The organism is Lactobacillus porci, assembly GCF_009695985.1.
GTDB classification, from domain to species: domain Bacteria; phylum Bacillota; class Bacilli; order Lactobacillales; family Lactobacillaceae; genus Lactobacillus; species Lactobacillus absianus.
On sequence record NZ_VUMX01000001.1, the window covers coordinates 28,099 to 48,390 of the forward strand.

General features: G+C 47.2%; 21 protein-coding genes, 1 tRNA gene, 2 pseudogenes and 1 riboswitch. Of the genes and pseudogenes, 21 read left to right on the plus strand and 3 right to left on the minus strand.

What is annotated here, in order from left to right; genetic code table 11:
- Positions 1-59 precede the first annotated feature (59 nt).
- Positions 60-818: an NUDIX hydrolase gene (locus FYJ62_RS00155; RefSeq protein WP_154546775.1), complete on the minus strand. Its 759-nt coding sequence runs from the start codon at positions 816-818 to the stop codon at positions 60-62.
- A gap of 167 nt (positions 819-985) precedes the next feature.
- Between FYJ62_RS00155 and FYJ62_RS00160 the strand changes: the two genes are divergently transcribed.
- From FYJ62_RS00160 to FYJ62_RS00215, 12 genes and pseudogenes are all read left to right on the plus strand, one after another.
- Positions 986-1,159: a hypothetical protein gene (locus FYJ62_RS00160; RefSeq protein ID WP_154546776.1), complete on the plus strand. Its 174-nt coding sequence runs from the start codon at positions 986-988 to the stop codon at positions 1,157-1,159.
- Positions 1,146-2,477 (plus strand): GHKL domain-containing protein, encoded by a 1,332-nt coding sequence (locus FYJ62_RS00165; RefSeq protein ID WP_154546777.1) that lies wholly within the window; start codon positions 1,146-1,148, stop codon positions 2,475-2,477. The genes FYJ62_RS00160 and FYJ62_RS00165 overlap by 14 nt, the downstream gene beginning before the upstream one ends.
- Positions 2,470-3,271 (plus strand): annotated as a pseudogene (locus tag FYJ62_RS00170) (LytR/AlgR family response regulator transcription factor). The gene FYJ62_RS00165 and the pseudogene FYJ62_RS00170 overlap by 8 nt, the downstream one beginning before the upstream one ends.
- Before the next feature lie 6 nt (positions 3,272-3,277).
- Positions 3,278-5,452, plus strand: coding sequence for a peptide cleavage/export ABC transporter (locus tag FYJ62_RS00175; protein WP_154546919.1), 2,175 nt, complete (start codon positions 3,278-3,280; stop codon positions 5,450-5,452).
- 88 nt (positions 5,453-5,540) lie between these two features.
- On the plus strand, positions 5,541-5,750 hold the full coding sequence (locus tag FYJ62_RS00180; RefSeq protein ID WP_050952046.1) for a leucocin A/sakacin P family class II bacteriocin: 210 nt from the start codon (positions 5,541-5,543) through the stop codon (positions 5,748-5,750).
- Positions 5,751-5,806: 56 nt separating this feature from the next.
- Positions 5,807-6,295 (plus strand): thioredoxin domain-containing protein, encoded by a 489-nt coding sequence (locus FYJ62_RS00185; RefSeq protein ID WP_195837357.1) that lies wholly within the window; start codon positions 5,807-5,809, stop codon positions 6,293-6,295.
- Positions 6,296-6,382: 87 nt separating this feature from the next.
- A complete protein-coding gene (locus FYJ62_RS00190) occupies positions 6,383-6,670 on the plus strand; it encodes a bacteriocin immunity protein (RefSeq protein WP_154546778.1) in 288 nt (95 codons plus the stop codon).
- 65 nt (positions 6,671-6,735) lie between these two features.
- The gene (locus FYJ62_RS00195) at positions 6,736-7,083 is read left to right on the plus strand and encodes a hypothetical protein (protein ID WP_154546779.1); all 348 of its coding nucleotides are present in this window, start codon (positions 6,736-6,738) and stop codon (positions 7,081-7,083) included.
- A 15-nt stretch (positions 7,084-7,098) separates the two neighbouring features.
- Positions 7,099-7,473, plus strand: coding sequence for a hypothetical protein (locus tag FYJ62_RS00200; protein ID WP_154546780.1), 375 nt, complete (start codon positions 7,099-7,101; stop codon positions 7,471-7,473).
- 79 nt (positions 7,474-7,552) lie between these two features.
- Positions 7,553-7,744: a hypothetical protein gene (locus FYJ62_RS00205; RefSeq protein WP_229771791.1), complete on the plus strand. Its 192-nt coding sequence runs from the start codon at positions 7,553-7,555 to the stop codon at positions 7,742-7,744.
- 169 nt (positions 7,745-7,913) lie between these two features.
- The gene (locus FYJ62_RS10705) at positions 7,914-8,135 is read left to right on the plus strand and encodes a hypothetical protein (protein ID WP_229771792.1); all 222 of its coding nucleotides are present in this window, start codon (positions 7,914-7,916) and stop codon (positions 8,133-8,135) included.
- A 145-nt stretch (positions 8,136-8,280) separates the two neighbouring features.
- Positions 8,281-8,469 (plus strand): annotated as a pseudogene (locus tag FYJ62_RS00215) (threonine/serine exporter family protein); the annotation flags it as partial.
- A gap of 636 nt (positions 8,470-9,105) precedes the next feature.
- On the opposite strand, the gene FYJ62_RS00220 reads toward FYJ62_RS00215, so the two are convergent.
- Entirely contained in the window at positions 9,106-9,483 is a 378-nt protein-coding gene (locus FYJ62_RS00220; protein ID WP_154546782.1) for a hypothetical protein, read from the minus strand.
- Between the two features lie 175 nt (positions 9,484-9,658).
- Between FYJ62_RS00220 and FYJ62_RS00225 the strand changes: the two genes are divergently transcribed.
- Positions 9,659-10,330, plus strand: coding sequence for a CPBP family intramembrane glutamic endopeptidase (locus FYJ62_RS00225; protein WP_229771794.1), 672 nt, complete (start codon positions 9,659-9,661; stop codon positions 10,328-10,330).
- Between the two features lie 68 nt (positions 10,331-10,398).
- Here FYJ62_RS00225 and FYJ62_RS00230 read toward each other — a convergent pair.
- Positions 10,399-10,469 (minus strand) — tRNA-Gly (locus FYJ62_RS00230).
- A 241-nt stretch (positions 10,470-10,710) separates the two neighbouring features.
- Here FYJ62_RS00230 and trpS point away from each other — a divergent pair.
- From trpS to rsmA, 8 genes are all read left to right on the plus strand, one after another.
- Positions 10,711-11,736 (plus strand): tryptophan--tRNA ligase, encoded by a 1,026-nt coding sequence (trpS, locus tag FYJ62_RS00235; protein WP_154546783.1) that lies wholly within the window; start codon positions 10,711-10,713, stop codon positions 11,734-11,736.
- 6 nt (positions 11,737-11,742) lie between these two features.
- Positions 11,743-12,225, plus strand: a complete 483-nt coding sequence (locus tag FYJ62_RS00240; protein WP_154546784.1) for a deoxycytidylate deaminase — start codon at positions 11,743-11,745, stop codon at positions 12,223-12,225.
- Positions 12,206-12,820: a TPM domain-containing protein gene (locus FYJ62_RS00245; protein WP_154546785.1), complete on the plus strand. Its 615-nt coding sequence runs from the start codon at positions 12,206-12,208 to the stop codon at positions 12,818-12,820. The genes FYJ62_RS00240 and FYJ62_RS00245 overlap by 20 nt, the downstream gene beginning before the upstream one ends.
- 91 nt (positions 12,821-12,911) lie before the next feature.
- A riboswitch (M-box (ykoK) riboswitch) is annotated at positions 12,912-13,075 on the plus strand.
- Between the two features lie 92 nt (positions 13,076-13,167).
- Positions 13,168-15,873 (plus strand): magnesium-translocating P-type ATPase, encoded by a 2,706-nt coding sequence (gene mgtA / locus FYJ62_RS00250; RefSeq protein ID WP_154546786.1) that lies wholly within the window; start codon positions 13,168-13,170, stop codon positions 15,871-15,873.
- A 169-nt stretch (positions 15,874-16,042) separates the two neighbouring features.
- On the plus strand, positions 16,043-18,025 hold the full coding sequence (metG, locus tag FYJ62_RS00255) for a methionine--tRNA ligase (protein ID WP_154546787.1): 1,983 nt from the start codon (positions 16,043-16,045) through the stop codon (positions 18,023-18,025).
- Complete coding sequence (locus tag FYJ62_RS00260) at positions 18,025-18,807, plus strand: TatD family hydrolase (protein ID WP_154546788.1); 783 nt, start codon at positions 18,025-18,027, stop codon at positions 18,805-18,807. The genes metG and FYJ62_RS00260 overlap by 1 nt, the downstream gene beginning before the upstream one ends.
- Positions 18,791-19,372, plus strand: a complete 582-nt coding sequence (gene rnmV / locus FYJ62_RS00265; RefSeq protein ID WP_154546789.1) for a ribonuclease M5 — start codon at positions 18,791-18,793, stop codon at positions 19,370-19,372. Before FYJ62_RS00260 ends, rnmV begins: the two co-directional genes overlap by 17 nt.
- Positions 19,338-20,234, plus strand: a complete 897-nt coding sequence (gene rsmA, locus FYJ62_RS00270; RefSeq protein ID WP_154546790.1) for a 16S rRNA (adenine(1518)-N(6)/adenine(1519)-N(6))-dimethyltransferase RsmA — start codon at positions 19,338-19,340, stop codon at positions 20,232-20,234. Before rnmV ends, rsmA begins: the two co-directional genes overlap by 35 nt.
- Positions 20,235-20,292: the final 58 nt, after the last annotated feature.

The following is a 20,292-nucleotide window of genomic DNA, read 5'->3' on the forward strand; positions in this document are numbered from 1 at the left end:
AGTTAAAAGTATAACTTACCTAAAATCAGGCAAAAAATAAAAGTAAAGTTCACTTAAACTTACTTAGGGTCAACTTTACTCCATAAAATGTTGTTTTTCAAGTCTTTTAGCCGATATAGTTTGGGTGGCCGTCCGCTTTTATGGTAATTTTTCTGCACGCCGGTTTCAGTCAAGAAGAAGCCATGGGTCTTGCGGAAGTTGGAATTGTCGATCTTGTCGACTGTGGTCTGAAAGAAGGGGGCATAGACTTCACGGGCTTCCCGCAGGGTAAATTCAGGTCCGAGGATCTGCAAAATGGTTGGCTGGTAGTCCAGCTTGTTTCTGATTCGCTGGATAGCGACGGCGATGATCTCGTCATGGTCAAAGGCCAGGGCATGGGAACCCTTGGCGATTTCAAAGGTTTGGTCGCTAGAGATCAACTCATATTTATGGCCAAAATTCTCAAAGGCAAACCAAGCAACCGCGGTCGCGCCATAGCCAGGGCGAAGCGCCGGCATGGCAGGCAGGTAGGTCATGTAGGTCAAAGCCAAAGCCCGCTCACCGGGAGCCCGGTGGGGAGCGGTAAAAGTGGCCAGCTGCTCGGTAGAAGATTCAGGCAGATCCAGGCCGATCTTTTCCTTGATCAGGCGCACGGCGGCTTGGTCAGCACTTTCATTCTCACGCAGCAGGGTTTCTGGCAACGCCCAGCGGTCAGCAAAAGGCTGGTCCTTGCGCTTGACCAGAAGCAGCTGAACCCGGTGGGTCTCCTTGTTGAAGCTCCAGATCAGGTTGGTGATGGTGATCAAGGGGCGCTCGACGATCTTCTCTAATTCAGGCATCCAATCAGCTCCTTTCGCGTTTTCTTACAATTATAGCATTAAAGCAGGAAGGTGTTGGCGGTTGAAAAATCGGTCCGGATTCTGACGAATTTCGTCTTTTTTTCACGAAAGTGCAAAAATTTGCTAGGATGAAAACAGGTTACTTTTTTACGGAAGGAAAGAAAATTATGGATAATAAAGCTCATAAAATTGAAACGCTGACAAATGAAGAACTGGGGCAAATCGTTGGGGGTGGAATGGAAAAATTTGCCATTTATATTAGTGGTGCTACTCAAGTAAAAAAGAGTGAAGCCTCCTTGATCTTCCGCTTATTGCATCACAATCACCATGGAAGAAATTAAACTATATATTGAATTGATTTCTGGACTTTTGTCAGCTGCTATTTCGGTTGTATATGATGTATATGTTGGTTATCATTTAGCTGAAATTAAACTGGCTGGTTGGCGAGATCGTATATTTGCTTTCGGACTGTGCGTATTGGCAATCTTAATAGCTATACAAGGAAGATGGGAAACAAACGTAGCTAGCTTGATGGAATTGATACTATTCACCTGGTATTATCGAAAATATGGCTTACTCAAGGTTTCGAGCTCATTCATGGTAGGCTTACTGATAGATTTTTTGTATGACTTGATTATTGTCTTCTTGCAAAAAATTCCGAATATCAGCGAGTTAATGTCTAGTCTCTGCACGTTGGGCTTGTCCATTGTTTACTATTCGCTATGTGTTTTGCTGATTAAACATTTCCAGAGGTGGCTATTACAAAGTCTGAAAGATCAATGTCGAAAAATCTTTTGGAGCTTATTGGCATATTCATTCTGCTCACTGATGGCGGTTAATTTGGTCAATGTTTTTCTAGATGAGGCCAAACCCTCTGTTATTGTTTATTCCTATTTGTCACTTGGTCAAGCTGCTTTCAGCTGGATTATTTATTATGCGTTACGAAAGGCAGAGGATGCACGTGTTAGGAATCAAGTACAGCAGCAAAAACAAAAAGAGCTGGAAGAATATGCCAACTACCTTGAACAGAGTGAAGACAATCTGCGGGCTTTCAGACATGATTATCGGAATCTATTAAATTCATTAAAGGTGAGTGCAAAAGAAGGAAATGTGCAAGAACTGCTAGAAAAATTGGAGCGGTATTCGGCTGAAAATCTTGATTCTCAAGCCCTGCTTAAGTACAAAGACGCCAATCACATCCAAGTTAAAACCCTTAAGAGCATCATCATTACGAAGTTAAATGCTATATATCAGGCCGGCATTCCATATGACTTTGAATGCCGGCAGACAATTGCGTCAATCCCAGGCAATGTTGATGAACTTGACTTAGTTAGAGTAATTGGGATTGCCTTTGACAATGCATTAGAGGAGAGTCAATCTCTTTCAGAAAGAAATGGTCATCCAGAGATACAGGCGATGCTTTACCAAGAAACAACAGATAGTCTAGAGTTTGAAATCCGAAACAAGATCGTTCCGGGTAAAAGACAGCATACAAATCTAGCGACTAAAGGCTTTACAACGAAAACAGGACATCAAGGGCTGGGGTTGGCAAATTTACAAGATATCGAACAAAAGTATTCAGAATTAGATATCTCATACAATGTTTCGGATGGCTGGTTTGACCTTTACTTAACGATTGATCACGAAGAGGATGAGTAAGTTGAAATATAAGGTTATTGTGTGTGATGACGATGCGTCTTTAGCTGAAAGCCTTGCTCAAAGGATAGTTTATGCCAGCGAGAATTTGTCAGATGACAACGAAAATTACCGGCAGAGCAAGGTGGAATTAGCATTGGTTGCCAGCAGTTTTGAAGAGGTAGCTGGCTATTTGGTAGCTAACGAAACGACTAATGCACTTTATTTTTTAGACATTGAATTGAACAAGGGGATTAAGACAGGCGTTGACTTGGCTGAGTTTGTTCGAAGTCGTGATCCCAACGCGCAGATAATCTTTGTGACAGCGTATGATAAATACGCCCCATTGACCTATCGTCGGCGAATTGGTGCAATTGATTACATCAACAAGGAACTGCCCTCAGCCGCCTTTATGCAACGGCTAAAGGAAACTCTACAAGCGGCCTTTGATAATCTGGACCTTTTAAGTCACGTAAACCATCAGTATTTTAGCTACAAGTGCGGCCGGCACTTACAAAGAGTCAGTGCTTCTGAAATTTACTATATCGAAAACAGTACGATGCAACACAAAGTTCATTTAGTGGCGGCAAATGGTGACAGCGAATTTAAGAACAACATTTCTAAGCTAGATGAAGAAAAATGATTTTTTGCTAAAGGTTTCGCAGTCATGCGTAATCAATCCGGATAATGTTGTTAGTGTAGATTTGGCTAAAAGATACGTAACTTTTCCAAACGGAGATATAGTTTACTTCTCGAGAGATAAGAAGAAGCAGATCGCAGCACTTGGAGAAAAGTTTCTTGAGGAAAAGAATAACTGATTTATGATGTACATGAAATATAATCGTATCTATGTTCCGCAAATTGATGAGAAAGATTGTGGAATTGCGTGTCTCGCTATGGTGTTAAAGAAATATGGAGCTGTAGTTTCTTTAGCTAAATTACGATATCTAGCAAAAACGACTTTGGAAGGAACATCAGCTTTAGGGATAGTCAGAGCCGCTGAACAGTTAGGATTACTGACACATGCGGTTAAGGCTGATGAAACTCTGTTCGATACTGACGAATTACATTTTCCTTTTATCGTTCATATGGTGAAGAATAATTCCCTTTTACATTACTGCATTGTCTTGAAGAATTTACCGAATTATATTGTTATTGCTGATCCAGATCCTAAGGTTGGAATTCAGAGAATTTCAAAGGAGATATTTTTCAATGAGTGGACAGGCATAGCAATTTTTTTCTCAAAGTCTCGAAATTTTAAAGCAATTCATGAGAAGCGGACTAATATCTTTTCAACTTTCAAGCTCGTACTCAGACAAAAGCGGCTGGTATTATCGATTACACTAGCTGCTTTTCTATTGACCATAATAAATATTGGTAGTTCGTATTTTTTTCAAGGCCTAATAGATAGCTACATACCGCAACAAGACTATCATTTGATTCAATTGATAGCTGTAGGACTTTGCATAGCATACGCTGTTAACTCTGTTTTAGGCTATTTTCAAGATATTTTGGTGAATATATTAGGGCAGCACCTTATTAAAAAGATTAGTTTGCAATATCTCAATCATGTGTTTGAATTGCCTGTCAACTTTTTTGAAACTCGAAAGATCGGTGAGATAACCTCTAGATTTTCGGATGTTAACCATATAACAGATGCGCTAGCAAATGTTGCAGTATCTTTGTGCATAGATGTTGCGACTGTAATAACAATGGGGGTAACTTTAAGCATACAAAGCCCGTCTTTATACAAGATAGTTTTATTACTTACGCCGTTATTCGCAATCACAATTTTGGCGTTTACAGCGAAGTTTAGAACACTTGATAATGAACAGATGGAGAGTAATTCAAAGCTCAATTCAATGATTATTGAGGCGCTACGAGGGATAGTTACGATCAAGTCGGTGACAGGCGAGGGGAGGCAGTATAAGAGAATAGAAGCACAATTTCAAGATTATCTTAGTAAGTCTTTGGATTATGTTAAAGCAGAAGCCATTCAAAGTGCAATAAAGAGCTTCCTTCGCCTATTTTTAAGTATTGTAGTATTGGTTGTTGGGTCGAAAATGATTATTGACAAAGAAATGACGATAGGGCAATTGATAACATATAATTCACTTCTTTCATATTTCATAGACCCTTTACAAAACATAGTCAATTTGCAGCCTTCTTTGCAAGCCGCTGGAGTGTCTCAGAAACGTTTAAATGAGGTTATGGTTATTCCAAGTGAGTTTGCTCTTAGTGAGGAGAAATATGTCGATACAGCTGTGCTTCAAGGAGAATTCACTTTAAAAAATGTCGATTACCAGTATGATTTTAGCCACAAAATATTGGAAGATATCAGTTTGAAGATTAATACGGGCGAGAAGATAGCGCTAGTCGGCAGAAGCGGGTCAGGAAAATCTACTTTGGCAAAATTACTAGTTAACTTTATTTCACCTACTGAAGGAAAAATTCTACTAGGGAAAGCTGATCTTGCAAGAATCAGCAAGCGAACACTTCGTTCTTTTGTTAGATATATTCCACAAGATCCATATATTTTTTCTGGCACCATAAAAGAGAATTTGCTTTTGGGCGTTAATCGGGATGTTTCAGAACAAGAGATTAGGGATGCTTGTAAGAAAGCCGAGATTTTGGGTGATGTAGAAAAATTACCAGCAAAATTTGATGAAGTGTTAGATGAAGGTGCGACGATTCTCTCGGGAGGACAAAAGCAAAGACTTTCTATAGCACGGGCGCTACTTTCACGTGCTGAGGTTCTTATTTTAGATGAGGTAACAAGTGGATTGGATCCTATCACTGAAGAAAAAGTTGTAGAGAATCTCATAAAAGGTGATCAAACAATAATCTTTATCGCACATCAGATGAAAATAGCTCAAAAAGTTGACAGAATTTTTGTGTTAGATCACGGCAAAATTGTTGAAAGTGGATCTAGCAAAGAGCTATTTGACAAGAAAGGAAGTTACCATAGCCTTGTAGAGGCCTCTACGGAATTAGTCTGATAGTTAGCAAGATTGGTTCGGTAGCAACATTTACGTGATAAAAAAGTTAATCTATGTACTGTAAGCTAATTGCTAGGAGGTAAAAAATATGGAAAAATTTGAAACGTTGACCGAAATGGATTTAAAAGATGTGATCGGCGGCAGTAAGAGCGGTGGCAAGTACCACTACTATGGAAATGGTGTTTCATGCAACAGATACCACTGCAGAACTGATTGGAGCAAGGCTTGGTATTGTATCGCAAATCGTATGGGTGCAGCATATGCCACTGGTGGTAAGGCAACTATTGGGCGTTGCTAATTAACGAAAGGAAAGGCATTAGCCTTTCCTTTTAAATTGAAAATGAGGATGATATTTTGAAATTAAGAAAATTATTTTTAGGTATTATAGCAGTACTTAGCACATTGATTTTTACATCAAGTCCTATCTACGCTGCGACTAATTATAATGACTCTACTTCGGATTCTCCTTTGGCTGAACAAACTATCAGCGTTGATGAGTATCTATTGAACGTCAAACACTTCAAGAAGATTAATGCGAAGAAAGCAGATCATTTATTTACTAAGAAAGATAGAAAAGACAGATACTTATATATCGGCAGACCAACGTGCTATTATTGCAGACAATACTCACCAGTGTTGAAGGACTTCAGTAAGCTCATAAAGCATAAGCTGTATTATCTTGATGTAAGTGCTAGTTCAAAGAACGACTCTTATGCTTTTGATGTGCTGCAGATTCCGGGAACGCCAACAGTTATGCGTATTAACAATGGTGATGTTGCTAATGCTTGGGTTGGTGGCGGAAAGAGTGCTAGTGAATTATATAGTTTTTTAAAAAATAATTAGCAATTTTCCTTTTTCACTAATTACAAATAGTGCTAGAATGTAAGCGAAAAAACATTGTTTGATTTTTCATTTATAGGAGGCTGTACGATGTTCTTTAACAAGAAAGAAAACGAAGCAGAAGAAGCATTCAAGAAGCAGTTGGAAACTGTCGCAAATGACCCGGCAGTCAAGGCAAACTCTGCTTTGAGCAAGCTGATTGAAGCAGCTATTAAGAAGACTGAAAAGTCAGAATCAATCCGCTCAATTGCATCTAACCTGGACACCCAATTGCGGTCCAACTTCGCTGAAAACGAACTGCCAAAGGCGATTACTAGTTTGCAATTGGACTTGGCCCGCTATTCTGCAGTTGGTGCCAATGGCGTAGTTCTGAAGTAAATTTGGATGGACTTTGGTGGAGATAATCGAGGGATGAATTTTTAGAGTAAAGGTTAGTCTAATCCATGAACAAAAATCTCGAAGAATTGACCATGTTGAGGAAATCCGCTTTTGAGATAGCTGATTTCCTTAAGGACAATCCTGAAAATCCAGTTTCCCTAAGCTTGTTTCTACTCAGATTAGGAATTAGGGATGCCGGCGTGGAAGACAAGTTGATAAAAAAGACGGCTGAAATTGCCTTTGGGGCAGATGATCCAATGGAGCTGACCGTTGAGGATTTTCAACATGAATTCCACAAGATTGCCAGTCAAATTAGTGACGCACCGGATGAAACAGAACAGACGATTTATATAGTAACTTGGATTGGTCAGCATCTTTTTCCAAGAGTCTACCCAATAGCCATGAACTTCTAGCAGGAGCAGATTCCAATGGATGAAAATGTTGAAGAAATGAAAATGCTGAAAAAGGCAATGGAAGAAATTGCCCTGTATTGTGATAATGGCTTAGATACTCCGATTTCACTAAGTCTGTACTTACAGATCTTTGATATTACGGATCCGGCGGTTAAAGATAAGCTCATTAAAAAGAGCAAAGAACTAATATCTACGGCAGATGATCCGCAAAAATTGACTGTCAAGGATTTTCAACATGAATTCCACAAGATTGCTAGTCAGATTAGCATAGAACCAGATGAAACTGCACCAACGGTTTATATCGTAAATTGGATTGGCATGTATGCTGTCCCAGAAGTCTATCCGCTTGGTGTACGCTTTAAACGTGAATTAGAAGCGTTAGATATGTGATTGAAACTAGGTGAACTACATGTACCAAGCTTCACGCCTTTCGTTTTGGGAACGTGTTTTCCATATTGTCGGTGACAGCATGATTATCTGGTTGTGGCACCACCTCTTAATCGTGGCTCTAGGCCTTTTAACCTTGTTTGGTTTGGTGATCTATCTGGTTGTCAGTGGCATCCGGCAAAAAAACGTCGCTAAAGCTGTCTGGCCAGTCATCATTTTCTGTTCCTGCCTGGGTCTGGTCTACTTTGCCATGAGCTGCGCGATTATGGATTAATTAACTTAAAAAGAGCAAAATTTATACTGATATTAATTATACCGTTGGATTTTCATTCCACATTTATAAGTAAATTTTCTGAGGTATTATCATGACTCGTTTATTAATCAGCTATTTTTCAGCTGGGTTAATGATCGGCTTTATTTTGACTGCACCCTTTGCGCCAAGGATGCAAAAGATTACAGACTTCTTCCGTTACCGGATCGGCTATTGGAACATGATGATTCCTATCGGAATCATCGTAGTTACCAACGCGGCAGCCTATAGCATGCTGAATATTGCCGGCCTGGCCCTTTTGGTTCCCTTTGACTTGATCTTCATTGGTGCGATGATTGCAGACTATCTGCGGGACCGGAAGTTTAATTCCGGCAAGCATAAACAAGACGATTAGCCGGCTTGGATAATTTTTGCTAATAACATCGACAACGTCATATAAAGTCAAGTTCTCCATTAAATTACTTCTCAAAGTATTCCTTCACTTGGTATACCGACTTTTCATTTTTTATAGTAGTTAAAACCCGAGTTTTAACTACAGTGTGCCGGGGGCGCCGGCCTACATGGCGGTGCGGTGCTTTATCGATGGCCGCTACATGGCTGGGATGCAGATAATCATGCGCGTCGCCATCATCACGGTGGCGATCGCGCTGGGCTTTTTGCTGTCGACCCTGTTTCAGGAGGCGCTGAACAAGCTGATTAAGCGTCGGCGCGCGCGGCTGTGGCGGTAGGCTTTTTGACAATTTGGCCCGGAGGGGCTACAATGTTGGCTGACGAGTCGAGAAAAACGCATGGTGCGTATTTTGAGATAGAGGGCATCCGGCTTAACTGCCAGACGCGGGAAGCGTCGATGCTGACACACCCTTGATGTGAACGAGAAGGAGTCACGGCTGTCTATGTCGTACTGATTTTGGAAAATTCGGCCGCCTTGATAGAAGGACCCTGGTAACAGGGTCCTTTTTTGTTGGCGTGGTGGGGTTGGGGGGTGTCGCCGTTGCTGTTGCCCCCGAAGTATGTCAACCGGTTTGGATTTTGGTCGAAAACCGCCCCCAAAGTATGTCAACCGCTTTGACTTTGGCCGAAAACCGCCCCCAAAGTATGTCAACCGCTTTGACTTTGGCCGAAAAAAGCCCCCAAAGTATGTCAACCGGCGTGGATTTGGTCGAAAACCACCCCCGAAGTATGTCAACCGGTCTGGATTTGGTCGAAAACCGCCCCCGAAGTATGTCAACCGGTTTGGATTTGGTCGAAAACCGCCCCCAAAGTATGTCAACCGGTTTGATTTTGGCCGAAAAAAGCCCCCAAAGTATGTCAACCGGCGTGGATTTTGGCAAAAACCGCCCCCGAAGTATGTCAACCAAATCTGGTTAAGTCAACTTGGGGGCGAAAAACGGCAAATCCCACACCGGTTGAGTCAACTTGGGGGCAAAAAATGGCAAATCCCGCACCGGTTGAGTCAACTTGGGGGCAAAAAATGGCAAATCCCGCACCGGTTGAGTCAATCTGGGGGCGAAAAATATCAAAAACCAGCCCGGTTGAGTTAACTCGGGGGCGAAAAACGGCAAAAACCAGCCTGGTTGAGTCAACTTGGGGGCGAAAAAACGGCAAATCCCACACCGGTTGAGCCAACTTGGGGGAGAAAAAACGCCAAATTGCAATCGGTTGACATACTTTGGGGGCTGCATCGGCCACCCCAGCCGCACCAACCACCCACCTTCAAACTTTACAAAAACGAAAACTGTCAAATATCACCTACTTTTTAGCCACTAATTTCGGTAATTTTGGCATTTTTTCGCGTAAAAAGCATGAAACATTGTAAGGAAAAAGTAACCCAAAAGATTCATACAAAGGTCAAAAAGCGGTCGTTTTCTCTGGTATAATAAAATAATTGTAAATGTTTCACGGAGGGGTGAGCGGAAGATGATGAACACGCCACAATCGCGCGAGGGTAACGTTATTCGTTATCTGGTCTATTTTGCAGTTTTTATTTTTACGGCCTTGGCTGATAACTTGGCCATCAAGAGCAGTGCCATCAGCATCTGGAACATTATCTTGTTCATAATCGTGGCCTCAATGTGCACCTTGTTCTACATCTACCGCTACAACCGGGAGCAGCGCTTCTTTGACTCGCGCTTCAACGTCTCCTGGCTGAGCAGCTTCCGGATGACCTTGGCCTTGAGCTTGGTGGTGGCAGGGGGAAGGATTGGCATTTCCTACCTGCAGCTGTACCGGGGCATGGCGGCATCGCCCTTGCAGAACGCCTACCTGGCGCATGCTTCGACCTTGCTCTATTGGTTCATGATGGTGGCCAATGGCTTGGTCATGCCGATCTTGGAAGAGTACTTGTGCACGGGATTCTTGTTCAATTATTGGTTTTGTGCCGAGCGAAAGCGCGTGGCCTACCTGGGCATCTTGTGTTCCGGCTTGCTTTACGCGGTTCTCAGCTTCCAGTTTGCCCCGGCAGCCTTGGTCTGCAACCTTGGCTTTGGGATGCTCTTTGCCTGGAGCTACCTGAGCACGCAGACGATCTGGATGCCCATCTACCTGGCTGCCCTTAACGGGGTGCTGACAATGGTCACCCTTGCCGTTTAATTGAAAAAAGCAAAAAATAAGAGACGGCCATGAGCCGTCTCTTATTTTGCTTATTTAGGTATAAAAAAAGCGGATAGAGTGAATCGAACCCTCATCTCCAGCTTGGGAAGCTAGCGTTCTACCATTAAACTATACCCGCAAGATGGTTTTAGTATACCATTAATTTTTAGTTTGGCAAAGGCTTTTTGCAAAAATAATTCCAAAAAGTTCCGGAAACTGTGAAAAAAACTTGAATTTGCCCCTGTCCGCGCCTTGGAACTGTTTAATCTGCTAGCGCTTTTTGCTAAAATAAAAATAATATCTACGAAAAAATAAAAATAACATCGACAGACAAGCTAAGCGATGAATGCAAGTTAAAAGAGTGAAGGAAGGAAATATCAATGTCTAAAGAAATCATCTTGACCGGCGACCGGCCAACCGGCAAGCTCCACATCGGTCACTATATTGGCTCCTTGAAGAACCGCGTCTTGCTGCAGAACACCGGCAAGTACGACCCATACATCATGATCGCCGACACCCAGGCCTTGACCGACAATGCCAGAAATCCGGAAAAAATCCGCAATTCTTTGATCGAAGTTGCCCTGGACTACCTGGCCGTTGGCCTGGACCCGGAAAAGTCCACCATTTTCGTTCAGTCCCAAATTCCAGCCCTGTTTGAACTGAGCATGGACTACATGGACTTGGTTACTTTGGCCCGGCTTGAAAGAAACCCAACCGTAAAGACGGAAATCAAGCAGAAGAATTTTGGCGACTCCGTGCCAGTTGGCTTTGTAACCTACCCAATTGCCCAAGCAGCCGACATTACTGCCTTCAAGGCTTCGCTGGTGCCGGTTGGCGATGACCAGGAACCAATGCTGGAACAAGCCCGCGAAATCGTCCGCACTTTCAACCGGACCTACAATGTCGATGTCCTGGTTGAGCCAAAGGGCTACTTCCCGCCAAAGGGGCAAGGCCGCTTGCCTGGCCTTGATGGCAACGCTAAGATGTCCAAGTCTTTGGGCAACTGCATCTACCTGGCAGATGACGCGGAAACGGTCAAGAAGAAGGTCATGTCCATGTACACTGACCCTAACCACGTCCACGTGGAAGACCCAGGCCAGGTTGAAGGCAACACCGTCTTCACCTACCTTGACGTCTTTGACCCGGACAAGGATAAGGTAGCCCAGCTGAAGGAAGACTACCAAAAGGGCGGCTTGGGCGACGTCAAGATCAAGCGCTACTTGAACAAGGTTTTGGAAGCTGAACTGGCTCCGATCAGAGAGCGCCGGGCAAAATATGCCCAAGACACGGACGCGGTCTACGACATGCTTTACGAGGGCTCACAAAAGGCCAACGCCGTGGCGAATGAGACTTTGCAAGAAGTCCGCGATGCGATCGGCTTCAATTACTTCAAAAACAGAGGCTAGACAAAAATGGCACGCAAGCGAATTCCATGGAATCAATACTTTATGATGCAGGCGCTGGTGATTGCCCAGCGGTCAACCTGCGACCGGGCGATGGTCGGCTCAGTCCTGGTCAAGGACAAGCGGATCCTGAGCACGGGCTATAACGGCTCCGTGTCCGGTGAGCCCCACTGCGATGACGTGGGCCACCAGCTGGTCGACGGTCACTGCGTCCGGACCATCCACTCGGAAATGAACAGCTTGATTTCCTGCGCCAAAAATGGGGTTTCCACCAATGGCACGGAAATCTTTGTGACGCATTTTCCTTGCTACAACTGTACCAAGCACTTGGTTCAGGCTGGAGTCAAGAAGATCAACTATTACTATGATTACCATGACAGTCCGCTTGCCATTCAGTTGTTGCAAGACAGTGGAGTACCTTATGAACAGATTAAGATTGACCGCCAATTCGTCGAAGAGCTGGCGCACAAGCTTGAAGACGGCAATCAATAAGCTGGTCCGCGCTTTGCCCCTGGTCTTGGTCCTGGCTTTGCTGACGGGCGCCAGCAGCTTTTTCGCCCAGGACAATGCCGGCATCCTGACCAAGGACACCCGGCAGATCGTGAACCGCAAGAATGCTAAGTATCAAAAGAGCCGCCAGCACCCGATCGTGATCGTGCAGACGCTTGACAATGCAAAGAAAACCCAGCCTTCAGGGCTGAACTATGCCCAAAAGACCGTCTATATCGTCATCAACGTGCAAAAAGACGGGTCCAAGAAGGCCAACATCTATTCGAGCAGCGACTTGCACAGCCAGTTTACTGCCCAGGTGCGGGCCAACTTGCTTCACAGCGTTGAAAGCGACCTGGCGGCTGACAGCAAGCTGACCGTCAATCGGGGAATCCAGAACCTGTTCAAGATGTGCGTGACCTTGGTTGACCAGCATTTTCATTTTCCAAAGGATGAGTATGACTTGTCGGCGGATGAAATCAGCCGCGTCATCAAGCCAGCGGACCTCCGCGTCCCGATCATGGTCGGCCTGCTGGTCGTCATCATTGGGTTGGTGACCTTCTGGCACTTCACGGTCAAAAGGCGCCTGCGCAGATAGATTAAAAATAAAAGCGCTTATTTTTAAAAAGCTGTTTACAAGGCTGACTTGAGCGTGTATAGTTTCCTGTGGAAGAAATTAATATATAGTGCAAATGAACTGTTAGGTGAGACTCCTACGTGAACACACGCTATCGCCCAGAAACATCCAGAGATGCCAACGGGTTAAATAGAAATTGTCGAAATAAGGCACTTTCCAGGTAGCTAGCATGTGCTTACGTCACGTAGTGTTAAAACTGATCGACTAGTAGATAACGCGTAGGCCTTGTTTGGCAAAGCCCCCCTTACAGTTTGGTGTAAGTGGGGCTTTTTTGTTTGTTTGCGGTAGCGATTTGAAAGGGGAGAAAGATGCTCAACATGACTAAGTCCACCGTAAAGGGGACAAAAGCAGCGAGTGAAGACGCAAAGCAAGTCGCGAGAATTGCTTTGGAAAGAAGAACGGTCACCCTGGCCCAACTCCATACCAGCAGCAGCGGTCTGACGACCGAGCAGGCGAATGAAATCCGGGAGAGAACGGGTTCCAATGAAATTGCCCACAGCAACAGCAACAGCAAGCTCAAATTCCTGGCTGAAGCCTTTCTGACGCCATTTACCCTGGTCTTGCTGGTGCTGGCCACCATGTCGCTGTTCACCAACTATATCCTGGTCCCAGCCAGTCAGAAGGACCTGAGCACGGTCATCATCATGATCGTCATGGTGCTCATTTCCGGAATTACTTCCTTCGTTCAGAACGTGCGGACTTCAAACGCGGTTGAATCCTTGATGAAGATGGTCTCCGTGACCACCAATATCCGCCGGGATGGCAAGGACCAGGAATTGCCGACCAAGGACGTGGTCGTTGGCGACATTATCAACGTTGCCGCCGGGGACATGGTTCCAGCCGACATGAAGCTGCTGTCCAGCACTGACCTGTTTTGCTCATCAAGCTCACTGAACGGGGAATCAACGCCAGTTGAAAAGATTGCCAACGTGGTGCCAACCCCAGACAAGCTGGACAACTACCTGGACTATCCAAACATCTTGTTTGAAGGGACTACGATCGTGTCCGGGTCAGGCCGCGGGGTAGTCTTTGCTACTGGCAACCGGACCATGTTCGGGAAGATGGCGGCCGACATTGCCAACACGGAAATGAAGGAAACCACTTTTGACACTGGGATCAAGGACATCTCCAAGCTCTTGATCACCATGACTGCGATCATCGCGCCTTTGGTTTTCATCATCAATGGCTTTACCAAGGGCAACTGGACTGATGCCTTGATTTTTGCCATTGCTACGGCCGTGGGCTTGACGCCGGAAATGCTGCCAGTCATCGTGACCACCAACCTGGTCCGGGGCAGCGTGGAAATGGGCAAGCACCAGACGATCGTCAAGAAGATGAACTCCATCCAGAATTTCGGCTCTGCTGACGTTCTGTGTACCGACAAGACCGGGACCTTGACCCAGGGGCAGGTCATTCTGGAGCGCCACTACAACCTGGACATGCGCGAAACCAGCCACGTGTTGAAGATGGCCTACCTGAACGCCTACTACCAGACGGGGATGCGGGACTTGATCGACAGCGCGGTCATCGACGCGGCCAACAATGAGCTGGATGTCAGTGAAATCCAGCGCGACTACCACAAGATTGATGAAATTCCATTTGACTTCAGAAGAAGACGGATGAGCGTGGTCGTTGCCAACTCCGACCGAAAGCACGGCGAACACCTCCTGGTCACCAAGGGGGCGGCGGAAGAAATGCTGGCCTGCTCAAGCAGCGTGGAATTTGACGGGAAAGTCTTGCCGCTGACTGATGAGCGCAAGCAGAAGATCCTGCAGGACATCGATGAGATGAACGATGACGGGATGCGGGTGATTGTCTTGGGCTACAAGGTTGACCCATCGCCAGTCGGCGAGTTCACGGTCAAGGATGAAAGCAACCTGACTATCATCGGCTTCCTGACCTTCCTTGATCCGCCTAAGGAAAGCGCCAAGGCGGCCTTGAACAGCCTGCACCGGGACGGGATCACCGTCAAGATTCTGACGGGGGACAACGAAGCCGTTACCCGGACGGTTGCCCTCAAGGTCGGCTTGAACATTGACACGGTCTACAGTCAAAAGGACCTGGTCGGCAAGAGCGATGAAGAGCTGGCCAAGATCGTAGAGCAGTGCGATATTTTTGTCAAGCTGTCGCCAGAGTGGAAGACCAAGATTATCGCCACCCTGCAAAAGAACGGGCATACCGTTGGCTATATGGGCGACGGGATCAACGACGCGCCAGCCATGAAGCAGGCTGACGTCTCTATCTCAGTTGATTCCGCGGTCGATGTTGCCAAGGAATCAGCCGACATCATCCTGCTGCAAAAGGACCTGTCCGTTTTGGAGCATGCCGTCCGGATCGGCCGCAAGACTTTGACCAACACCATGAAGTACATCAAGATTACCCTGTCATCCAACTTCGGGAACATCTTGTCGATCATGGTTTCCTCAATTTTCCTGCCATTTCTGCCAATGCTGCCGCTGCAGCTGCTGATTTTGGACCTGCTCTACGGGACCAGCTGCCTGACCTTGCCATTTGACCGGGTTTCAGAGAACTACCTGCACGTGCCGCGGGAATGGACGACCAAGAACATGCCGAAGTTCATGTTCTACTTTGGCCCAACGTCATCAATTTTTGACGTCATTACTTTCGCCTTGCTTTACTTCATTGTCTGCCCGGCCATCGTCGGCGGCAGCTACGCTTCCTTAGGACCAGCCGGTCAGCTGGCCTTCGTCACCATCTTCCACACGGGCTGGTTCATTGAATCCCTGTGGACCCAGGAAATGGTCATCCACGCCCTGCGTGACGAAAAGCTGCCATTCATCCAGCAGCGGGCTTCGCTGCCGGTCATGGTTGGGACTTTCGGAGCCGCCTTGTTTGGCACCTACCTGCCATTCTCCAGCGTGGCCAGAGCCATGAAGTTTGGCCCGATCTCAACCCAGTTCCTGTGGATCGTCTTTGGCCTCTTGGTCTGCTACCTGCTTTTGACCACGGTCGTCAAGTACTTCTACATGAAGAAGCAGAAGTTCCTGATTTAAAATAGAAGATAATTTTCCTATTAAAAACAAAAAGCCATCGGCACTCGCGACTTGAGTGAGCGATGGCTTTTTGAATGCCGGGCTTTAAGGCTTTTCTCAGCTAATCAGCTTTATTAAGCGCCTGCTTTTGGTGTATGATAGAGAGTAAGAATTTTTTAGGAGAACCACAATGGCAGAAAATAAGAAAACTTTTTATATCACTACGCCAATTTACTATCCATCAGGCAGATTGACGATCGGTAACGCTTATACTACGGTAGCCGCAGACACGATGACGCGCTACAAGAAGTCACGTGGCTACGACACTTTCTTTTTGACCGGGACCGACGAGCATGGCTTGAAGATTGAACAAAAGGCTGAAAAGCTGGGCATGAAGCCAAAGGAATACCTGGACGGCATGGTCAGCGACATCAAGGCCCTTTGGAGCAAGCTGGACATCAACTACGACAAGTTCATCCGGACTACTGATGAGCAGCACGTCAAGGCCGTGCAAAAGATCTTCGAAAAGCTCTTGAAGCAAGGCGACATCTACCTTGGCGAATACACGGGCTGGTACTCGGTTGAAGACGAGGAATACTTCACTGAATCCCAATTGAAGGAAGTCTTCAAGGACGACAAGGGCAACGTTGTCGGCGGGATTGCCCCATCTGGCCACGAAGTGCAGCTGGTCAAGGAGCCATCCTACTTCTTCAGAATGAGCAAGTATGCTGACCGGCTTCTCCAATACTACAAGGACCACCCAGAATTCATCCAGCCTAACTCCCGTGAAAAGGAAATGATCAACAACTTCATCAAGCCGGGCCTGGAAGACTTGTCAGTCACCAGAACCACGGTTGACTGGGGGATTCCGGTGCCTAGCGATCCAAAGCACGTCATCTACGTCTGGATTGACGCTTTGGCCAACTATATCACCGCTTTGGGCTATGGCTCAGAAGACGACTCCCTGTTCAAGAAGTACTGGCCAGCTGACGTCCACCTGGTCGGCAAGGAAATCGTGCGCTTCCACACCATCTACTGGCCGATCATGCTGATGGCTTTGGATCTGCCGCTTCCTAAGCAGGTCTTTGGCCACGGCTGGGTTTTGATCTACAAGGACAAGATGTCCAAGTCAAAGGGCAATGCCGTTTACCCAGAATCACTGATTTCCCGCTACGGCCTGGACCCAGTCCGCTACTACTTGATGCGGGCCATCCCATTTGGCGCTGACGGCTCCTTCACTCCGGAAGACTTCGTTGAACGGACCAACTTTGATCTGGCCAACGACCTGGGCAACCTGTTGAACCGGACGGTGTCAATGATCAACCAATACCAGGCCGGCCGCGTGGCTCCTGTAGACCAAGAACAGGACAAGTTTGGCGCTGACCTGCAAGCCGTAGCTGCCAAGGCAATCAGCGACTACTACGACAACATGGACCACATGCACTTCTCCAACGCTTTGGAAAATGTCTGGCAATTGATTTCACGTGCCAACAAGTACATCGACGAAACCACTCCTTGGGTCCTGAACAAGGAAGGCAAGGCCGCTGAATTGTCACGCGTGATGAGCAACCTGGCTGAAACGCTGCGTTTGGTAGCGATCATGATTGCCCCAGTCATGACGGAAACTCCGGCCAAGATGTTCGCGCAGCTGGGTCTGGACTGGGATGACGCTAGCCAAAAGACTTTGGAATTTGGTGATTTTGCTTGGGACAGCAACGTTATTGCCAAGCCAACCCCAATCTTCCCACGCTTGAAGAACGAAGTAGAAGTGGCCTACATCAAGGAAGAAATGAAGAAGGCCAAGCCAAAGAAGCAATCCAGAAGAGAACAGAAGTCTGACGAAAAGCTGATCACCATCGACGACTTCGACAAGGTCAAGATCCAAGTTGGCAAGATTCTGTCAGTTGAGCCAGTTCAAGGGTCAAGCAAGCTGCTGCTCTTCCACCTGGACTTTGGCGACGGCAATACCCGCCAGATCCTGTCCGGCATCCGCAAGTTCTATCCAGATGCAGCTGAATTGCTGGACAAGAAGGTGTTGGCCGTAACCAACCTGAAGCCACGCAAGATGCTGGGCCATGAAAGCCAAGGCATGCTCTTGTCCAGTGAAAAGGACGGGGAAATCAAGCTGGCTTTGGTCGGCGATGAGCATCCTTTGGGGGCACTCTTAGGCTAATGAAGATCTACGACAACCATACCCACCTGAACGATAAGCCGTTTGCCGGCAAGGAGGCAGACTATGTCGCCCGCGCCCGTGACCTGGAGGTCGTGGGGATGAATTGCGTGGGGCAAGATCCGGAAATGAACCTGGGCGCCCTGCGGCTGGCCCGCCAGTTTCCAAACGTCAAGGCCATCATCGGCTACTGCCCGGACGTCGCCAAGGACTACGACCAGGCAGCCGAAGACCTGCTGGTTGAGCAGGCTCAGGATGACCAGGTGGTCGCGATCGGCGAAATCGGCCTGGACTATTACTGGGATGAATCTCCCCGGGACGTGCAGCGGGCAGTTTTTGCCCGGCAGCTTGAAGTTGCCCGCGACCTGCATTTGCCGGTGAACATCCACACCAGGGATGCCTTTGAGGACTGCTACCGGATTCTTAAGGAAGCCAACCTGGAATACGGGGCCGTTTTGCACAGCTACAACGGAGGTCCCGAATGGACGGAAAAGTTCCTGGGCCTGGACGACGTGACCTTGTCCTTCTCAGGGGTGGTTTCCTTCAAGAATGCCAAGGAAGTGCATGAGTCAGCCAAAATGGTGCCGCTGGACCGCTTTATGGTGGAAACGGACGCCCCATACCTGACGCCGGTGCCGCACCGCGGCCACCAGAACGAGCCAGGCTACGTCCGCTATGTGGCCCAAGCCGTTGCGGATCTCAAGGGGATCAGCCTGGCTGAAGCAGCCCAAGCTGCGTTTGAAAATACTATGAGGGTTTACGGATTAAATGCAGAAGAATTTTAACGCCGTCGTTGTCGTGGAAGGCAAGGACGACACAATTCGCTTGAAGCAGTTTTTTCCAGGCATTGAGACGGTCGAGACGAATGGCTCGGCCGTTTCTGATGTCTTTTTGGAAAAGCTGAAAAAATTGGCCCAGACCCGGGAGATCATCGTCTTTACCGACCCGGACGTCAACGGGGAGCGGATCCGGCGGATCGTCACGGAAGCCGTTCCTAATGCCAAGCAGGCCTTTATCACCCGCAAGGAAGGGGAGCCGGCCGGGGTTGGCAGCCTGGGCGTGGAGCATGCCTCAAAGGAGGCCTTGGAGCGCGCTTTGACTGAGCTTCATGCCGTGGAGGCGGCTGAGCCTGATTTTGACTACAGCGACTATATCGACCTGGGCCTGGCTTTGGGCAAGACTTCGCGCAAGCTCCGCGAAGCCGTCGGGATCAAGCTCGGGATCGGCTATGCCAATTCAAAAAGGTTTTATGAGCGCCTGCGGACCTATGGCATCAGCTACCAGCAACTAGCGCGGGCAGTAAAGGAGGCAGAAAATGTCCAATCAGATTCCAATCGCGACGCCCGTTAGAACGGCCGCGATCGTCAACCGCTACTTCGTCCACGCCAAGAAGAACCTTGGTCAGAACTTCCTGGTCGACCTGGATGCCGTCCAGGGGATCGTGGAAGCCGCTGGCATTGAGCCCGGCGACCAGGTGATTGAAATCGGACCGGGGATCGGGTCTTTGACCGAGCAGCTGCTTTTGGCGGGCGGGAAGGTTTTTGCCTATGAAGTCGACGACAGCCTGCCGGAAATTCTCCACAATGAGCTGCCGCAAAAGATTGCTGGGGAAGCTTTGGCTGACCGCTTCAAGATCGTCTTGAAGGACGTCTTGAAGGCCAACTTTGCCGAAGATCTGGCCGGCTTCTTTGACCCAGCCAAGCCGGTCAAGGTTGTGGCCAACCTGCCTTATTACATCACGACTCCGATCATCTTCAACTTGATCGAGTCCGACCTGAACTTCACCAGCTTGACCCTGATGATGCAAAAGGAAGTCGCTGAGCGGCTGGCAGCTGAGCCTGGCTCTAAGGCCTACGGTCCATTGACCATTGCCGTGCAAACCCAAATGCGGGTTGACCTGGCCCTGGAAGTGGACCACCGCTCCTTTATGCCGGCTCCGAAGGTTGATTCAGCCGTAGTCGTCTTGACGCCGCTTAAAGAGGACGAGCGGGCCGATGTCGGCGACCGCAAGCACTTCAACTGGGTCGTCAAGATGTGCTTCTCTCAAAGAAGAAAGACCTTAAACAACAACTTGAAGAACCTGTTGCCAGACAAGGGGCAAAGAGACCAGCTGTTCACGGACCTGGATTTGGATCCCAAGACCCGGCCGGAGCAGCTGCCGATCGCGACTTTTATAAAAATAAATGAGGAAATTTCCCGTTTATCTAAATAAATGTATTAATGGTCTTGCTTTTGCTTGTGAAATATGCTTTAATGGACTCAAAGGAGTG

Coding starts and splice junctions, on each gene's coding strand:
- FYJ62_RS00260 (WP_154546788.1), top strand. CDS start 18,025: ATGAAGATCTACGACAACCATACCCACCTGAACGATAAGCCGTTTGCC.
- FYJ62_RS00155 (WP_154546775.1), bottom strand. CDS start 818: ATGCCTGAATTAGAGAAGATCGTCGAGCGCCCCTTGATCACCATCACC.
- metG (WP_154546787.1), top strand. CDS start 16,043: ATGGCAGAAAATAAGAAAACTTTTTATATCACTACGCCAATTTACTAT.
- rnmV (WP_154546789.1), top strand. CDS start 18,791: ATGCAGAAGAATTTTAACGCCGTCGTTGTCGTGGAAGGCAAGGACGAC.
- FYJ62_RS00195 (WP_154546779.1), top strand. CDS start 6,736: ATGAACAAAAATCTCGAAGAATTGACCATGTTGAGGAAATCCGCTTTT.
- FYJ62_RS00205 (WP_229771791.1), top strand. CDS start 7,553: ATGATTATCTGGTTGTGGCACCACCTCTTAATCGTGGCTCTAGGCCTT.
- FYJ62_RS00225 (WP_229771794.1), top strand. CDS start 9,659: ATGATGAACACGCCACAATCGCGCGAGGGTAACGTTATTCGTTATCTG.
- FYJ62_RS00200 (WP_154546780.1), top strand. CDS start 7,099: ATGGATGAAAATGTTGAAGAAATGAAAATGCTGAAAAAGGCAATGGAA.
- FYJ62_RS00180 (WP_050952046.1), top strand. CDS start 5,541: ATGGAAAAATTTGAAACGTTGACCGAAATGGATTTAAAAGATGTGATC.
- rsmA (WP_154546790.1), top strand. CDS start 19,338: ATGTCCAATCAGATTCCAATCGCGACGCCCGTTAGAACGGCCGCGATC.
- FYJ62_RS10705 (WP_229771792.1), top strand. CDS start 7,914: ATGCAAAAGATTACAGACTTCTTCCGTTACCGGATCGGCTATTGGAAC.
- FYJ62_RS00190 (WP_154546778.1), top strand. CDS start 6,383: ATGTTCTTTAACAAGAAAGAAAACGAAGCAGAAGAAGCATTCAAGAAG.
- trpS (WP_154546783.1), top strand. CDS start 10,711: ATGTCTAAAGAAATCATCTTGACCGGCGACCGGCCAACCGGCAAGCTC.
- FYJ62_RS00240 (WP_154546784.1), top strand. CDS start 11,743: ATGGCACGCAAGCGAATTCCATGGAATCAATACTTTATGATGCAGGCG.
- FYJ62_RS00175 (WP_154546919.1), top strand. CDS start 3,278: ATGTACATGAAATATAATCGTATCTATGTTCCGCAAATTGATGAGAAA.
- mgtA (WP_154546786.1), top strand. CDS start 13,168: ATGCTCAACATGACTAAGTCCACCGTAAAGGGGACAAAAGCAGCGAGT.
- FYJ62_RS00165 (WP_154546777.1), top strand. CDS start 1,146: ATGGAAGAAATTAAACTATATATTGAATTGATTTCTGGACTTTTGTCA.
- FYJ62_RS00160 (WP_154546776.1), top strand. CDS start 986: ATGGATAATAAAGCTCATAAAATTGAAACGCTGACAAATGAAGAACTG.